The organism is Streptomyces sp. NPDC034111, from assembly GCF_055575375.1.
On record NZ_JBVIST010000014.1, the window covers coordinates 60,498 to 75,902 of the forward strand.

The window sequence follows — 15,405 nt, forward strand, 5'->3', positions numbered from 1 at the left end:
ATCACCTCTCGAGGTGCTCACAAGGGCCGGGAGAGTTCCTGGTCGAGCTGTCCGGTGAGAGTTCCCAGCGCCGTATCGACCGAGGTGCGGCCCGTCCAGACCTCCTCGATGGTCCTGCGCAGCAGCGCCGTGACCTGCTGGGCGCGCGGACCGTTCGGTTCCGGAACGGCGTAGCGCAAGGCGTCGAGAAACGGGGCGAGGTTCCCCGCACCGGGGCCGGTCTCGGTGCCGGAACGGCGGCCGTGGTCCGCGTCCCCCAGCAGCGCCCGCATGTCCTCGGCGCGGCCGGTCATCGACCCGACCGCCACTTGCAGCGCGCTCATCCTGGACACCGCGACCCGCCGCCCCGATGCCCCTCCCGGCCGGGCGGCCGGCACCTTCACCGCGTTGAGCCAGTGCAGGAACTCCCACGCCTCCCGCGGATATCTGCTGCCGGCATTGACGCCCAGCAGAAAGCCGGTGGCCAGGGTGCCGCGGTCGGCAGTGGTCCGGCCCGGCACGGGCGCCACCCCCACATCGCGGTAGTCCGGCCCCATTGCGCTCCGCAGACTCGCCGTCCACCAGCCCGCGTTGACAGCCATCGCCACCCGGCCGGACGGAAAGGCCCTGAAGAGCGAGAGGCCCGGATCCGCGGCACCGCGGTCGATGAGCCGGCGCTCCAGGCCGAGGACCTCCCGCCCGGCCGCCGACCCGAGGGCGGCCCGCCGGCCGTCGGGGGAGAGCAGCGCGCCACCGCCCGCGGCCAGCAGGGCGAGGGTCTGCCCCACGACGGTCGAATCGTCGGCCCGGGACAGCCCGAACCCCTGCACCAGGGTGTTGCCGTGCCGGTCGCGCCGGGCCGTGCGGTACGCCGCGTCCTCCAGCTCCTGCCAGGTACGCGGCGGCTCCCCGATGCCGGCCGCCCGTAGCAGCCGCCTGTTGTAGTAGAGCGCGTAGGTCTGCACCTCGGTGGGGTAGCCGTAGACCGTGCCGTCCACGGATGACGCGGCCACGGCCGGCGCGGAGAAGTCCCTGCGGACCGCCCGTGCCACCTCGGGCGGCGCCGGCCGCAGCACCCCCGCCCGTACCAGCTGGCCGGCCCAACGGCAGGAAGGGTGGAGGATGTCGGCGCCCCGGCCCGCGGTCTGCCGCACCATGTACGTGGTCAGCAGATCGGCGAAGGTGACCGCGGTGGTGCGTACCTGGACCCGCGGGTGGGAGGCGTTCCAGCCGTCGACGGCGGCCCGTAACGCCGATCTGAGGGGTTCACTCGCGTAGTGCGTCAGCAGCGTCAGGGTGACGGGGGCACCGGACCGGCCCCCCTCGTAACCCTCGTCGCCGCCGTGGCCGTAGCCCTCCCCGTACGCCTCGCCACCAGGTGCCTCGCACCCCGCGGCGGCCAGCAGGGCGGCGCCCGCCGCGCCCGCGGCCCCGGCCGTGAACGTACGCCGCCTCACACCGCCTCCTCCCGCACCAGCACCGCGAAGGTCCGGGTCGTGGTGAACCCGCTGCTGCGGTACAGGTGCCCCGCCGGGGTCTGTTCGCCCGTCCACAGGAACCATGCCCCGTGCGCGCCGAGTGCCCGCATCCGTTCCAGCGTCAGATGCAGCAGGACCCTGCCGAGGCCGGCGCCGCGCAGCTCCCGGCGTACGCCGAAGGGCCCGAACCGCTCGGCCATACCGTCGTACGCCCCGTGCATGGCCCAGCCCGCCAGCCGCCCGTCCGGTGCCCGGGCGATGACGATGCGCTCCAGAGGGGCGCCGCCGGTCAGACACTGCCGGATCGCGCGGGCCCAGTCGGGGGTGAACTCCTCGGCGGCCAGCCGGACGAGGTCCACCAGATCGTCGTCGGACGGTGTCCCCCACCGGTACCCCTGCGCCGTCAGCGCCTCCTGGTGCCGGCGCACCGGGTCCGGCATCCGGTAGCCGACCAGTCCGCGGTCCATCGCCGCGGCCTCATAGCGGGTCCGGAAGCCCAGGCTCTCCAGCAGCCGGGCGGCCTGCGGGTACGCGGCCCGGTCCAGGCCGGGCAGCACGTAGTTGGGCGCGTACGGGGCGAAGCCCACCCGGGTACGGCCCTGTTGGCGCAGCCAGTCGAGGGCCTCGGTGAGCAGCCGGCGGCCCAGGCCCGTCCGGCGGTGCGGAGGATCGACAAAGAAGAAAAGGATCCAGCCATCCTTCGGCTCCAGATCGGTGCCGCTCAGCGGGGTGCGGCGGCGCACCGCGTAGGCGGCCCCCACCACCTGACCGCCGCTGTCGGCCACCCGTAGACCCTCGGGGTCGAAATTGGGATCGAGCAGGATCAGCGTGCGGAAACGGGCCGCGGTGATCGGGTCGTCGGGGGCGCTGCGGCACCAGGCCGCCAGCAGCGAGGGGCCGTCCCCGGGGCGGAAGGCCCGGAGGACGGGGTGCGGTCTGGGGGCGGCGGACACCTCCACTACGTACCGCAGCCACCGCCTCCCGGCCAGGGGAAGCGCCCGGATGGCGGGTACGCAGGGAGACCGTCCAGGCCCCCGCCGCCCTGCGGGTCACCCATGCTGACCTGGGGAAAGCCGGCAGTGGTGGGCCGCTGTGCGGGGCGCTCGGGTGGCTCTTCGCGTGGCGGGTGCGCCGGGACGAAGGCATGTTGAGGAAGAGACAGCCCGGCCGGCCGGCGGACGGGAACCTGGAGGCTCCCGCATGCTTCGGAGATCGTTGCGGATCCCCGCCGCCGGCGTCGCGTATCTGGTGACGGCGGCGGTGTCGTCGTCGGCGATGGCGTTCCGGCCGGAGGAGTTCACCGACAGCGCCGTCAGCCGCACCGTGCGGACCGCTTCCGCCGGCAGGCCGGCACTGGTGATCGCGCACCGCGGCGCCTCCCATTACGCACCGGAGAACACGCTGGCCGCCGTGGACGCCGCACACCGCCGCGGTCTCGTATGGGTGGAGAACGATGTGCAGCGCACCAAGGACGGCCGGCTGGTCGTCCTCCACGACACCACCCTGGAGCGGACGACGAACGCCGCGAAGGTGTTTCCCGGGCGGGCGCCGTGGCGGGTGGGGGACTTCACGGCCGCCGAGATCGCGCGGCTGGACGCCGGGAGCTGGTTCGGCAAGCGGTTCGCGGGGGAGCGGGTGCCGACCCTCGCCGCCTATTTGCGCCGGCTGGACCGCAATGGGCAGCGCCTTCTTCTGGAGATCAAGGCACCGAAGGAGTATCCGGGAATCGAGGCAGGCGTCGTCCGGGAACTCCGCGCACACGGTTGGCTGGATTCCGCCCATGTACGGAGCCGACTGGTGGTCCAGAGCTTCTCCGCCGCCTGCGTCAAGACCGTGCATGGACTTGTGCCCCAGGTGCGTACGGGAATTCTGGGAGCGCCCGGTGTGCGGCAACTGGCGCGCTATGCGCGTTTCGCCGATCAGATCAACCCCCGTCTGTCGGCGGTCAGTTCACGCTGGCTCGCGGCCGTGCACCGGCTGCGCGGACCGCACGGCCGGCCGCTGGAGGTCTATGTGTGGGACGTGGCGAAGAACACCAACACGCGGGCGGTGCGGGCGCGGGGGATCGACGGCGTTATTGAATAGGGGGGTGAACGCCGCGGATTGCGGACGGATTGCCCGGATAGTGTGGGGCATGATGGAGGGCCGCGGACGGCGGCGTGCGCACACAGCGGCTCATGACGGGTGAAGGAGCTGTGGAGGGCGGACGCGCGGTGTGTGGCCGCGACAGGCGGGGATTTACGGGATTCCCGCCGCGGAGCTAAGGTGCCTGAGATGTTCGACGCCGCCACCCTTCCCGTAAAAGAACAAAGACGCAGGATTTGGCTTTTGGGTTCCTATTTGCGGCCCGGTGCGGGCCAGCGTCCAGCCCCTCCCCTGGGTTTGCTCCGGGAGGCTCCTTGAACAACGACTTTGCGGCGTACGGCGGCGAACGGCGGGTGCCGCTTCCCCCGCCGCGACAGATGCCGCAGGACACGTCGGGCGGTGCGGGCGCACCTGCGCGCGCCGGGACGGGCGGTGCGACGGCGACCATGGCGCCGGCCACGGCCAACGCCCCGGCTCCGGCGCCCGTCTCGCACGCCAGGCCCAGAGGCCGCGCCAAGGTCCGGAACAGCGGCCGGGCCGCCACGGCCGATGCCCAGGCGAAACCGCGCGACGCATTCTTCGACAATGCGAAGTACCTGGCCATCGTGCTGGTGGCGATGGGGCACTGCTGGGAACCGCTGCGGCACGGCAGCCGTTCGGCGGCGGCGCTCTACATCACCGTCTACGCGTTTCATATGCCGGCGTTCATCATCATCTCCGGCTATTTCTCGCGCAGTTTCGATATGCGCAAGGACCGGCTGCAACGCCTCATCACCGGGGTCGCGGTCCCGTACATCCTCTTCGAAGTCGCCTATACGCTCTTCAAGAAGTGGGCGGACGACGATCCGGGCTATCCGATCAGCCTCACGGACCCGTGGTACCTGACCTGGTTCCTGCTGGCGTTGTTCATCTGGCGGCTGACCACCCCGCTGTGGAAGATCGTGCGGTGGCCGGTCCCGCTCGCGCTGACCATCGCCGTTCTGGCCTCCGTGTCACCGGACGTCGGCGACGGTCTGGACCTCCAACGGGTGCTCCAGTTCCTGCCGTTCTTCGTGATCGGGCTCTCGCTGCGGCCTGAGCACTTCAAGCTCGTACGCCGCAAGAAGGCGCGCATCCTGGCCGTACCGGTCTTCGCCGCCGCGCTGGTCTTCGCGTACTGGGCGGCGCCGCGGATGAACGCCGCCTGGTTCTACCACCGTGACGCGGCGCAGGAACTGGCCGCCCCGTGGTGGAGCGGTGCGGTGATGACGCTGGCGATGTTCGGCTGCTCGCTGGTACTTGTGGCCTGCTTCTTCGCCTGGATCCCGGGCCGCACGATGTGGTGCACGGCGCTGGGCGCGGGCACGCTCTACGGCTATCTGCTGCACGGCTTCCTCGCCAAGGGCTCACGCTTCGGGGACTGGTACGACAACCCCTGGATGCATACGCCCTGGGGCATGGTGCTGATCACCCTGATCGCGGGCGCCGTCGTCACGGTGCTGTGCACCCCGCCGGTGCAGCGGGCCTTCCGGTGGGCGATGGAACCCAAGATGACCTGGGCGTTCAAGAAGGACCCGGTCGGGGCGGCCCGCAGCCGGAGCTGACCGGCCGGAACCGAGCGGCGCGCCAGGGGCGCCCGTGCCACCGGGAGACCGGTGCACGGGCGCCTCTGCTGTGTACGGGGGCGGGGCGGGCGTACGGGAAGCCGACGGTGGCGTAGGGGACGTGGCGGACGTACGAGGGGCACGGCGGGCGTACGAGGGCGCGGCGGGCGTGCGAGGGCGTGGCCGGCGTACGAGGGCGCGGCGGGCTTACTACGCCCGACTCGCACGTATCGCCTACGAGGGCGACCGGCGCCCACCGCGGAGACGCGCCTCAGGGCGTGTCCTGGCGCACCACGGCGATGCCCTCGATCTCGACCAGTGCCTCCTCGTCCCACAGCCGGGTGGCGCCGATCACCGCCATCGCCGGGAAGTCGCTGCCGACCAGCCGCTTCCACACCCGGCCGAGGTCCCGGGCATGCCGGCGGTAGTCGGCGACATCGACGGCGAAGACCGTGAGCTTGGCCAGGTCGGACGGACCGGCCCCGGACGCCGCCGCGACGTCCAGCAGATTCCTCAGCGCGCGCTCGAACTGCTCGACGATGCCGTCCCCGACGATCCGGCCCGATCCGTCCAGGGCGGTCTGTCCGGCGAGAAAGACCAGGGTGCCCGGGGCCGCGCGGACGGCATGGCTGAAGCCGGTCGGCGGCGCGAGATGCGGCGGATTGATCCGCTCCAGGCCGCTGCCGTCCGCGCCGGACTCTCCGCGGCAGCCGCCGGGCTCCACCTGGTCCTCGCCACTCCTCGCTGCCTCAGCGCTCATCCGCCGACTCCCTTCCACCGCCAACGCGTCCCGGACCCAGCGATTGAAGCGCGTCCGGCTTGTCTTGGGGAAGCAGGTCGTCGACACGGCCGTCGCGCCGCCGAACCCCTCGGCCGTTGAAGGCCGTCAGTCCCGTCCGGCGAGATCCGGCGAGTTCCGGAGTCACCGGGGTATCGCGGCCGCCACCGGCTCCTGGCCGTCCAGCGTGCCCTGGGCGCCGTAGGGGCGGCAGCGCAGGAAGGCCGCTTCGTGGTGGAAGGGCTTCGCCTGGTGCGCCCTGACGGCCTCCTTGTGCTGGGGCTCGGCGGAGCCGTAGGCGTAGCGGCACATGGCCGAAACGCTCTGCCACAGGGAGAACGTGCCGACGAAGCGGGGCGGTCTGGCCAGCGCGACGGAGGTGACCAGCGCAGGATCCGCCGCGGCCCGCCCGGACGCCTGGGAATTGGCGCGCAGGAACGGCAGCGCCCGGCGCAGTCGCAGCCGGCCCAGGGTCAGGACCGCGACCGGGCCGTCCTCCTCGCTCAGCGCGGAGTCGGCGCCGGACTCGATCTCGACCGGCATCGGGCTCCATGCGCCGATGAGCCGCACCGGCTGCAACCGCACATGCCAGCCGCCGGCCAGCCGCCTCGCGAGCGGGCTCTCGGCGAGGAAGCGGTCCAGCGCCGCGTCGTCCTCCCACGAGGCGAGCAACGCGGCCCGGCCGGGGCGCAGTTTGGGTGGACCGGAGGCGATCGCGCCGGTGAGCATCGTTCGGGCATAGCGGAGGCCGGGAGTATCGCCCGGCCCCGGGCGTTCGCGGAGGACGGCGCGCACGGAGCGGACGCCGAGGTCGGCGAGGTGGACGGAAACGATCACGGTGAGCCCCCGTAGCTCGGCCTTACTGGACCATGAACAGAAGTTACTGGTGCGTATACCAAGTGGTACACGGCCTAGTATCCTTCATCGCGTGGACAATTGCGAGCCGAATGCGCCGACGAGAATGAGCCAGATCGCGAGGGGGACCGTATGAGCGGGATCGACCGGAGCCGCGCAGCGCGCGCCGAGACCAGGACGCGCATCGAGGACACCGCCGCCCGGCTGTTCGCCGAGCGCGGCTTCGCGGGTACGACCATCGGGGAGATCGCTGCCGAGGCCGGCCTGAGCAAACCGATGCTCTACCGCCACTTCGACTCCAAGCAGGAGCTGCACCTGGCCCTGCTGGAGCGCCACCGTGATGAGCTGGCCGCCGCGCCGATCCAGGAACTCCTGCACGGTGAGGGCGACTTGGACGCCCGGATGACGGCGATGTACGACGCCTGGTTCGGGTATGTGCAGAGCCACCCGTACACCTGGCGCATGATGTTCCGCGACACGACCGGCGACGCCGAGGTGCAGGCCTTCCATCGGGAGTTGCAGCGCAGACAGCGCGAGACGGACATCGCACTGCTCCGCGAGTTCGCGCCCGGCCTCCCCGAGGCCGAGCTGGAGCCGCTGGGCGAGGCGATCCGCAGTGCGCTCTACGGCCTCGCGCTGTGGTGGCTGGACCACCCCGACCGGCCCCGCGAGCCGCTGGTCGCGGCGATGGTGCGGATCACCCGTGGCCTGATCTCAACGGTCGAGGGCCCCGGTGGCCGCGGGCCGGCCGGGGCGTGACCAGTCGGGGCGTGACTTGTCGGGGCGTGACCGGCCGGTGAGTGACCGACTGGCGAGTGACCGACCGGCGAGTGGCCGGCCGGCGCAGGGCCGGGCGACCGGGGTCCCGCCACCTCCACGCCCGGTCGACCCAGCCCCCGCTCAGCCCCGCGTTCAGTCCACGGCGGCCGGACCCGCATCCGGCTGACCCACGCCCGGCCGCCCCGCGCCCGGCTGACCCGCACCCGGATACAGCGCCGTCCGCAAGTGCCCCGTCCAGTGCGCCGACATCTCCTGCGCGAGCCGGGTCCCCGGTGCGTACAGCTCGAAACCGTGCCAGGCACCGGGCACATTGCGGACCGTGACCTGGACCCCCGCGTCCATCAGCCGCCGCGCATACGCCAGCCCCGCATCCCGCAGCGGATCGAGATCGCAGACCAGGACATAGGCCGGCGGCAGACCCGAAAGGTCGGTGGCGCGGGCCGCCGCGGCGTAGGCGTCCGCCGCCGTCCCCTCAGGCAGATAGTGCGGCCACGACCGCCGGATCGTGCGCAGGCTGTTCACCCACGGGTCCGGCGCGGCATCCGCGTCCGCCGGGACCGGCTCCTCGGCGACCCGGTCGTCCAGGTCCGGGACGCACAGCGACTGATGGACGAGGGCCGGGCCACCGCGGTCGCGGGACATCAGCGCGACGGCCGCGCTCAGCCCGCCGCCCGCGGACTTCCCGGTCACGGCGATCCGTTCGGGGTCGATGCCGAGCTCGGCCGCATGCCGGGCCGTCCACTCCAGCGCGCGATAGCAGTCCTCCACCCCCGCCGGGTAGCGGTGCTCGGGGGCGAGGCGGTACTCGACGGTGACGGTGACGGCGGGCAGTTCCCGGCAGAGCCCGATGGCCGTCTTGTCCTGGCCCGGCAGCGCGCGGCCGAGGGCGTACCCACCACCGTGGAAGTGCAGCACGGCAGGCAGTACGCCCCCGTCGCCGGCGCCCCCGTCGCCCTCCGGGTGGTACACCTCGACCGTCAGCGCACTGCCGTCCGCCCGCGGAATGTCGTACCGCTCGCTGCGGATCCCCGAGCGGTCCGGCGGGGTCGCGGCCAGCATCTCGCGGAACCGCGCCCGGGCCGCCTCGATGTCCTTGAACGGATCGGAGTACGGCGGCAACGCGTCAAGAAACGGCGCGAGTTCAGGATGAACGGCTATTCCCGGCGGGAGTGGCATATGAGGTCTCCTGTGATCACGTAGGAGCCCTGCATTCTGCTCATCGCGACCCCTCCCCGCCATCACCGACACCACCTCACGGACACCGCTCCACGGACATCGCTTCACCGGCACCGCCTCACCGACACTGGTTCACCGGCACCCCCGGTCACTTCGCTTCCGGTCACTTCGCCTCCGCATAGCACTCCACCACCGCCGTCGTGAACGGGAAGCGGACCGGCGTCGGCCCGAAGGCGATCCGCCCCGCCGCCGCGGCCGCGGCGTCGATCGCCTCGGAGACCGCGGCCGCCTCCTGCGCGGGGCAGTGCACGATCACCTCGTCGTGCTGGAAGAAGACCAGCTCGGCACGGAGACCGCCCTCCCACAGCGAGCGGCGCAGCGCGGCCAGCATCAGCAACGCCCAGTCGGCGGCGCTGCCCTGCACGACGAAGTTACGGGTGAACCGGCCGCGGGCGCGGGCCGCCGCCGAGCCCGCCCCGTACCCCGCCGGCTGCTCCTCCTCCTGCGGCAGGCCCGCCTCGTCGGGCGGCGTCACGGACGCGGGCGGGCAGGTACGGCCCAGCCAGGTGCGCACCAGGCGGCCTTCCTCGCCCGCGCGGGCCGCCTCGTCCACGTAGGCCACCGCGGCCGGATAGCGGCGGCGCAGATCGGCCAGGTGCTTGAGGGCGTCGCCGGACGTCTGCCCGTAAATGGCGCCCAGCAGACCGAGCTTGGCCTGTGCGCGGTCGCCACCGAACGCGCGGGCCGCCAGATCCGCGTACAGATCCTCGCCACTGCCGGCCACCTCCATCAGTCCCCGGTCGCGGGAGACGGCAGCCAGCACCCGCGGCTCCATCTGGTCGGCGTCGGCGACCACCAGACGCCAGCCCGGATCGGCGCGCACCGCCTGCCGGATCACCTTGGGGATCTGTAGCGCGCCGCCGCCGTTGGCCGTCCAGCGGCCGGAGACCGTGCCGCCGGGCAGATACTCGGGCCGGAAACGGCCGTCGTGCACCCACTGCTGGAGCCATGACCACCCATGGGCGGTGTGCAGACGGTAGAGCTTCTTGTACTCCAGCAGCGGTGTCACCGCCGGGTGATCGATCTGCTGAAGCTCCCACTTACGGGTCGAGGTCAGGGAGATCCCGGCGCGGGCGAAGGCCTTGACGATGTCGTGCGGCAGATCGGGGCGCACCCGCTCGCCCGGTCCGAAGGCCCGCGACACCTCGTCCGCCAGCTCCGCCAGCCGCCGGGTCTCCAGCCCGCCCGGATAGCGCTCGCCCAACAGCCCGTCGAGCAGGGCACGGTGCACATCAGCCCGCCAGGGCACCCCGGCCCGGCCCATCTCCGTCGCGACCAGCATGCCCGCGGACTCGGCAGCCAGCAGCAACCGCATCCGCTCCGGATGCCCGGCCTTCTCCGTACGCGCCACCTGGCCGGCATAGACCTCCAGCAGCGCGGCCAGTTCGTCCGTGCCGGGCGGCAGCGGCACCGGGCCCCGCTCGAACAGGGACGGCTGGGTCTCGGCCGTACGCACCGGAGCGTCCTGCGGGACGGGCAGACCGTGCAGCCGCGCCCAGGCTGCGGCCAGCGAACGCGGCTGGCCCGACTGGCCCTCCTCATGGCCGATCAGCAGCGCTTCGGCGGCCTCCACGTCATAGCAGCGCTCCACCCGCACCCCCGCCGACAGCAGCCGGCGGTAGATCTCCGCGGTGGACCGCCACACCCACCGCTCGACCTCGGGACGCGCGCGCACCGCCTCGGCGAGAGACGGCTCCTGCACCACCGGCCCCGCGGGCCGGCCGTCCTCGGCGAGCGGGCAGAGACGAGCACCCCCGTCGCCCGTCTCCGCCACCGCCCATCTCATGCCTTGAGTCTTGCACCAGGGTCTGACAATCGCCCTGACCAGCAGATACGACACGAACTGCCGGATCTACGGGCCCGCCCCCGGTCCACGGCCCCGGCCCCGGCCCCGGCCCACGAGCTTGCGGGGCGGCGCGGGCCAGACGGGACTTTGCGGATACTCCCTAGCCCGTCCGCACCTCCAGCCGGCGTTCGCGCCCCGTGCAGCGGGCGAGATGGCCGGCCTCGGACTCCAGGCCGGACCGCGGTACCTCGCCGTGCTCCGCGAACAGCGTCACCGCCACCGTCTCCTCGGTGAACTCCCACACCCCGGCCACCCGGCCCTCGTACACCACCACCGGCGAGATCCAGCCCCCGGTCCGGCTCACGGCCTTGCGCCGGCCGGCCGCGATCAGACGGGTGTCGGACGTGCCGGGCCCCAGGACGAACTGGTCGAAGCCGGCCAGCAGCCGGACCTCCCGCGACGGCTTGGTCCGCGCCAGTGCCGCGGCGTCCTCGCTCCGTACGAACGCCCCGCCCTCGCCGTCCACCTCGACCTCCGTCAGCCGGTCGCCCAGCGCCTCGAACCAGCCGCGCAGCACCGCCTTACGGGTCGAGCCGCGCAGCAGCCAGGCATCGAACGCGGCGGGCGTCGCCGGGCCATGAGCAGCCAAATACGCGGAGATCACCGTCGGGACGGCCGTCTCCGGGTCGGGCACCCCGCGCCATCCGGGCAGCCATGACCGCGGCGAGGTGAAGGTCACGTGCTGCCCCCGGGGCGGCCCCTGGCACAGCCGCCCCGTCCAGGCGAGCGGTTTGAGGACGGTGCTCCACCCGGAGGACAACTGCTCGCCCAGCCCCTCCAGGCCGGGCCGTGCGAGCACCGCCTCGGTCAGCTCCTGTCGGGTCAGCAGCCGGCCGTCCAGGATCTCGTCGACGGCCTCCCCGAGGGCCGCCATCTGGTGCGGGGTGACCCCGAACGTCCGCTGCCAGGACGGCTTTTCCCAGGTCCGCGCGGCCCCCAGCAGCGCAAGATAGTCGGCGGCGCACCCGGCCGGCAGCAGATGCAGCGTGCCCCGCATCGCCCAGGTCCTGATCAGCGCACGCGCCGCGAGCGCCTGCGGCACGGCATCGGCGCGCGGGGCCTTCTGCCGTATGGCCAGGGCGAGTTCGGCAGCGGAGGTGACCTGCGCCTGTACGCCCGCCAGCCGCACGACGAGCTCCTCTGCCGAGGCGGTCGTCCGCGGCACCAGGCTCTGCTGCCGCAACCGCCAGGTCAGCACCTGTGCGTATGTCACCTTCATGACGCCATTGCACACGACGTCACTGACAACCGGCCGCGCCCGTAAGCGGGTTGAGTGGACAGGAAGGGGCAGCAGGGATGGACGGATGTGTGGCACACCTGCCTCAACCCCTGATCGCCCCCTGGCGCTTGAGGCATGATCCGCATGTGAGCGGGCCTCCTCGGTCAAAGGCCGGTACGAATTCTTCGTACCGGCCTTTGATCTGCCTGAATCGCTGCCGGAGTCGAAACACCGCCCGGATGCAGTGATATGTGTTTATGGTTGCGCGGCATATGGGTGAATGGGCGAAACCGCACCCTCAGAAGCGAGTTGACCAGTGCGCTCCGGATACGGGCACTCCGCTTCGAGAAGGGTAAATCGTGATCAAGAAGGTCCTGGCCACGACGGCTGTAGCCGCGTCCGTCGTCGGAATTTCGGCGACGGCCGCCCCCCAGGCGATGGCGATCGGCAACGAGCACGGCACGTCGACGGTCAACGGTAACGGAGCCAAGAGCGCGTTCGGCAACTCCGTCACCCACGGCAAGATGAGCCCGCAGCTGGAGCTCATCCAGGGTTCGCTGAACAAGCTCTGCATCGCCCTTGGTAATTTGAACCTTGGCCTCGCGCAGGACATCAACGTGCTGTCCTCGCGCCAGAACCAGCAGTGCACCGAGAACTCGACTCAGGCAAAGGGCGACGATCCGCTGTCGCACATCCTCAGCGACATCCCGATCCTGTCGGGGAACGGCGTCGGTAACCACTGAGCCGGCCATCGGCCGCAGGCCCGGACCGCCGGCTCTCACTTCCAGAGCGGTCCGGGGCCTGTGGCACCCCGTTGCGAAACGTAGGGGCGGAATTTCTCGATCCCCCTTTCGGTAGGAATTCGTATTCGGCGGATACCTCGTCTGTTCGAACCCCGGTGTTTTTTCCGCGTCGTATGCGCGGTGGCAATCTCTTGAAACGGTCTTGCACCCTTCGAGCGATTCCTCCGAAAACCTCCGGGCAAGGGTTTCGTCCACGAGGGTAAATCGTTACCAATATCGGCAACGGCGTTACGGGCGAGCAGATCACCGCCCGAGCGACACGACGGTCGTGTTCGCTACGGACCCGTTGCAGGAAGGGCTGAAAGTGAAGTACGCAAAGGTCGCAGCAGTCACTGCCGGCACGCTCATGGCGGTGGGCTCGGCGGCGCCGGCGTTCGCCGACGCGGGCGCCGCAGGCGGCGCCAAGAACAACCCCGGTGTCATCTCCGGGAACGTCATTCAGGTTCCGATCCACATTCCGATCAACCTGTGCGGCAACACCATCAACCTCGTTGGTCTGCTTAACCCGGCGTTCGGCAACACCTGCCTCAATCACTGACTCGAAGGAATTCGAGCCGTGTTCATGTGACCCGGCCCCGGTGCGCGGTCCCCTGCGCATCGGGGCCGGTCGCGATCCGTTTCCCGGTAGACCGGCGCAAAAATGCCCGCACTTTTCGGGTGGCCTGATATAGAAGGACGAAAATTCAGGGTTTCTCCGGGCCGAGGAACTCGTTAGTCCCGGTGAAAGCGATGATCCGAGCAGCGAAGTGATTTGCTCACGCGGCGCTGATGTCGCGGGACCGTCGAAGCACCGCCCGAGAAGGGACAGTTCAAGTGAAGTTCGCAAAGTCTGCTGCGGTTGTTGCCGGTTCCGTCATGGCGCTGGGGGCCGCCGCGCCCGCTTTCGCCGCCCAGCCCGGCGCGCCGACCATGAGCCTCAACGGCGGACTGACCGACGCGCTCAGCAGCGACCAGCTGGACGGCCACCAGCTCGCACCGCTGGTCAAGACGGTCAAGACCACCGAGGGCAAGGTCAGGTCGACCAATGCGAAGAAGGTGCTCCGTGGCGTCACCGGGGCGGCCAAGAAGGCGCAGCTGCTCGGTGGACTTCCGCTCAAGTAATTCCTGGCGTGCGGCGTCGCCGCCGGCGGGCGGGCATCGGTGCCGTCCGGCCCCGGATCGGCGACGCGGTCCGGACTGCACTGTCTCCCGGCCGGGCCCCGGTGAATTCGACGCGGCAGCGGAATTTCGCGGTATCCGGCCTCGGTGGTGGGGTTCGGCGAAGCCTCACCGCACCTCGGCGATTCCTCACCTCCGATGCCGGTGCTGGCCACGATGCCGATCGGTGAAACGGATCAGGGCGCCGCTGTTTGAGTGAATGAGAACAACCAAAATAATCCTTGTGAGTTGGGCAGATTGCCCGGCCCAAGGCATCCCGAAACACGAAGGACCAAAATGATCAAGAAGGCTCTGGCGACCGCAGCCGCGGCTGCGTCCATCGTCGGCGCGGCCGCCGCTGCCGCCCCCGAGGCGATGGCGATCGGTAACCAGCACGGAACGTCTTCCGTCAACGGTAACGGCGCCGCGCAGTACTTCGGCAATTCGACTACTTACGGCTACATGAGCCCGCAGATCGGCCTGATCCAGGGCTCGCTGAACAAGCCCTGCATCGCTCTGGGCAAGCTGAATGCCGGCGCGCTGCAGGACCTCAACATCCTGTCGTCGGCGCAGAACCAGCAGTGCACCGAAAACTCAACCCAGGCCAAGGGTGACGATCCGCTGTCGCACATCCTGGACAACATCCCGATCCTCTCGGGCAACGGCGTCCACAACCACTGACCGGCCCAGTAGCACCCGGGCCGCCCGGTCCTCCTTCTTCCGGGCGGCCCGGGTTTCTGCCGTCGGCGGCGTATGCAGAAGAACGACCGGCGGCGGAGCGAAAATGTTATTCGCTCGTGACTGAACTCCGGTGCACCGGATCGTTAGGAAGAGTGTGTGGAGGGAAGCATGCCAATGCCCTTGCGAGACTGATGGGGCTGCCAGGGCATTGGCATGCCGTCTGTAGCGAGCGCAGGGCCTGCGAAGCCGGTCACCGGGATCGCAGGCCCTGCTTCGTACAAGGGAATTGACGCGACGAGCCGACAAGTCGCATGGTCTGTATGCGAATTATCGCGACAGTGGTGGCAGCAGGCGCCGAGGGTGTCTTCGCGGAAGGCTGGTGCGAGCTATTCGGGTGATGGTGCGGAACTCAAGCCGTTGTGGCGGGTTGTTCAAATAGGGCTCCCGTATCGGGAGTTCCTTCTCCTGAAGGGTTTCGTGATGAACAAGATGATCGCGGGCGCGGCTGTGGCGGCGTCGTTGGTCGGCATTTCCGCTGCGGCCGCTCCGCAGGCCATGGCGATCGGTGACCAAGAGGGCACCAGGACGGTCAACGGCAACGGGGCGGCGTCGGTTTACGGTAACTCCACCACACACGGCAATCTGAGCCCTCAGCTCGGGCTCGTCCAGGGCTCGCTGAACCAGCTGTGCCTCGCTCTGGGCAAGCTGAATCTCGTCGGGCTGCAGGACATCAACATCCTGTCGTCGGCGCAGAACCAGCAGTGCACCGACAACTCGGTGCAGGCCAAGGGCGACGACCCGCTGTCGCACATCCTCGACGACATCCCGATCCTCTCGGGCAACGGTGTCGGCAACCACTGACGGCCAACGGCTTCGGCCGTATCACCGCTTGCGTCCCCGGGCGGTCGGCGCCGCGTTCGCGCTGCCGGCCGCCCGGCCGTGTGA

The 15,405-nt window shown here is 70.6% G+C and carries 15 protein-coding genes; 8 read left to right on the plus strand and 7 right to left on the minus strand.

The features are described from left to right. Positions 1-17 precede the first annotated feature (17 nt). Positions 18-1,436, minus strand: coding sequence for an extracellular solute-binding protein (locus ACZ55A_RS26430; protein ID WP_468844754.1), 1,419 nt, complete (start codon positions 1,434-1,436; stop codon positions 18-20). Then, on the minus strand, positions 1,433-2,410 hold the full coding sequence (locus tag ACZ55A_RS26435) for a GNAT family N-acetyltransferase (protein ID WP_468844756.1): 978 nt from the start codon (positions 2,408-2,410) through the stop codon (positions 1,433-1,435). Before ACZ55A_RS26435 ends, ACZ55A_RS26430 begins: the two co-directional genes overlap by 4 nt. 247 nt (positions 2,411-2,657) lie before the next feature. Between ACZ55A_RS26435 and ACZ55A_RS26440 the strand changes: the two genes are divergently transcribed. Then, complete coding sequence (locus tag ACZ55A_RS26440) at positions 2,658-3,542, plus strand: glycerophosphodiester phosphodiesterase (RefSeq protein ID WP_468844758.1); 885 nt, start codon at positions 2,658-2,660, stop codon at positions 3,540-3,542. Between the two features lie 446 nt (positions 3,543-3,988). Beyond that, complete coding sequence (locus tag ACZ55A_RS26445) at positions 3,989-5,125, plus strand: acyltransferase family protein (protein WP_468845061.1); 1,137 nt, start codon at positions 3,989-3,991, stop codon at positions 5,123-5,125. A 271-nt stretch (positions 5,126-5,396) separates the two neighbouring features. Here the strand turns inward: ACZ55A_RS26445 and ACZ55A_RS26450 are convergent, their stop codons facing one another. Both ACZ55A_RS26450 and ACZ55A_RS26455 read right to left on the minus strand, forming a co-directional pair. Beyond that, positions 5,397-5,885, minus strand: a complete 489-nt coding sequence (locus ACZ55A_RS26450; protein ID WP_468844760.1) for a RidA family protein — start codon at positions 5,883-5,885, stop codon at positions 5,397-5,399. A gap of 162 nt (positions 5,886-6,047) precedes the next feature. Continuing rightward, entirely contained in the window at positions 6,048-6,740 is a 693-nt protein-coding gene (locus tag ACZ55A_RS26455; protein WP_468844762.1) for a spheroidene monooxygenase, read from the minus strand. 150 nt (positions 6,741-6,890) lie between these two features. Here ACZ55A_RS26455 and ACZ55A_RS26460 point away from each other — a divergent pair, with 150 nt between their 5' ends. Then, on the plus strand, positions 6,891-7,517 hold the full coding sequence (locus ACZ55A_RS26460) for a TetR/AcrR family transcriptional regulator (RefSeq protein WP_468844765.1): 627 nt from the start codon (positions 6,891-6,893) through the stop codon (positions 7,515-7,517). A 153-nt stretch (positions 7,518-7,670) separates the two neighbouring features. Here ACZ55A_RS26460 and ACZ55A_RS26465 read toward each other — a convergent pair whose 3' ends face one another. The 3 genes from ACZ55A_RS26465 to ACZ55A_RS26475 all read right to left on the minus strand — a co-directional run bounded on the left by ACZ55A_RS26465 (position 7,671) and on the right by ACZ55A_RS26475 (position 11,839). Beyond that, positions 7,671-8,714, minus strand: a complete 1,044-nt coding sequence (locus ACZ55A_RS26465; RefSeq protein WP_468844767.1) for an alpha/beta hydrolase — start codon at positions 8,712-8,714, stop codon at positions 7,671-7,673. A 163-nt stretch (positions 8,715-8,877) separates the two neighbouring features. After that, positions 8,878-10,560: a bifunctional 3'-5' exonuclease/DNA polymerase gene (locus ACZ55A_RS26470; protein ID WP_468844770.1), complete on the minus strand. Its 1,683-nt coding sequence runs from the start codon at positions 10,558-10,560 to the stop codon at positions 8,878-8,880. Between the two features lie 160 nt (positions 10,561-10,720). Next, the gene (locus ACZ55A_RS26475) at positions 10,721-11,839 is read right to left on the minus strand and encodes a winged helix DNA-binding domain-containing protein (protein ID WP_468844772.1); all 1,119 of its coding nucleotides are present in this window, start codon (positions 11,837-11,839) and stop codon (positions 10,721-10,723) included. A 359-nt stretch (positions 11,840-12,198) separates the two neighbouring features. Here ACZ55A_RS26475 and ACZ55A_RS26480 point away from each other — a divergent pair, with 359 nt between their 5' ends. The 5 genes from ACZ55A_RS26480 to ACZ55A_RS26500 all read left to right on the plus strand — a co-directional run bounded on the left by ACZ55A_RS26480 (position 12,199) and on the right by ACZ55A_RS26500 (position 15,321). After that, entirely contained in the window at positions 12,199-12,582 is a 384-nt protein-coding gene (locus tag ACZ55A_RS26480; protein WP_468844775.1) for a rodlin, read from the plus strand. Between the two features lie 364 nt (positions 12,583-12,946). Beyond that, positions 12,947-13,180 (plus strand): chaplin, encoded by a 234-nt coding sequence (locus ACZ55A_RS26485; RefSeq protein WP_468845063.1) that lies wholly within the window; start codon positions 12,947-12,949, stop codon positions 13,178-13,180. A gap of 275 nt (positions 13,181-13,455) precedes the next feature. Then, positions 13,456-13,743, plus strand: a complete 288-nt coding sequence (locus ACZ55A_RS26490) for a hypothetical protein (protein ID WP_468844778.1) — start codon at positions 13,456-13,458, stop codon at positions 13,741-13,743. 333 nt (positions 13,744-14,076) lie between these two features. Further along, positions 14,077-14,460 (plus strand): rodlin, encoded by a 384-nt coding sequence (locus ACZ55A_RS26495; protein WP_468844781.1) that lies wholly within the window; start codon positions 14,077-14,079, stop codon positions 14,458-14,460. Positions 14,461-14,940: 480 nt separating this feature from the next. After that, positions 14,941-15,321, plus strand: a complete 381-nt coding sequence (locus tag ACZ55A_RS26500; protein ID WP_468844783.1) for a rodlin — start codon at positions 14,941-14,943, stop codon at positions 15,319-15,321. The last annotated feature ends 84 nt before the right edge of the window (positions 15,322-15,405 follow it).

Bases quoted from the DNA above. Each gene is read 5' to 3' on its own strand.
- ACZ55A_RS26440 (WP_468844758.1), top strand. From the start codon at position 2,658: ATGCTTCGGAGATCGTTGCGGATCCCCGCCGCCGGCGTCGCGTATCTG.
- ACZ55A_RS26445 (WP_468845061.1), top strand. From the start codon at position 3,989: ATGGCGCCGGCCACGGCCAACGCCCCGGCTCCGGCGCCCGTCTCGCAC.
- ACZ55A_RS26450 (WP_468844760.1), bottom strand. From the start codon at position 5,885: ATGAGCGCTGAGGCAGCGAGGAGTGGCGAGGACCAGGTGGAGCCCGGC.
- ACZ55A_RS26460 (WP_468844765.1), top strand. From the start codon at position 6,891: ATGAGCGGGATCGACCGGAGCCGCGCAGCGCGCGCCGAGACCAGGACG.
- ACZ55A_RS26465 (WP_468844767.1), bottom strand. From the start codon at position 8,714: ATGCCACTCCCGCCGGGAATAGCCGTTCATCCTGAACTCGCGCCGTTT.
- ACZ55A_RS26470 (WP_468844770.1), bottom strand. From the start codon at position 10,560: ATGAGATGGGCGGTGGCGGAGACGGGCGACGGGGGTGCTCGTCTCTGC.
- ACZ55A_RS26475 (WP_468844772.1), bottom strand. From the start codon at position 11,839: ATGAAGGTGACATACGCACAGGTGCTGACCTGGCGGTTGCGGCAGCAG.
- ACZ55A_RS26495 (WP_468844781.1), top strand. From the start codon at position 14,077: ATGATCAAGAAGGCTCTGGCGACCGCAGCCGCGGCTGCGTCCATCGTC.
- ACZ55A_RS26500 (WP_468844783.1), top strand. From the start codon at position 14,941: ATGAACAAGATGATCGCGGGCGCGGCTGTGGCGGCGTCGTTGGTCGGC.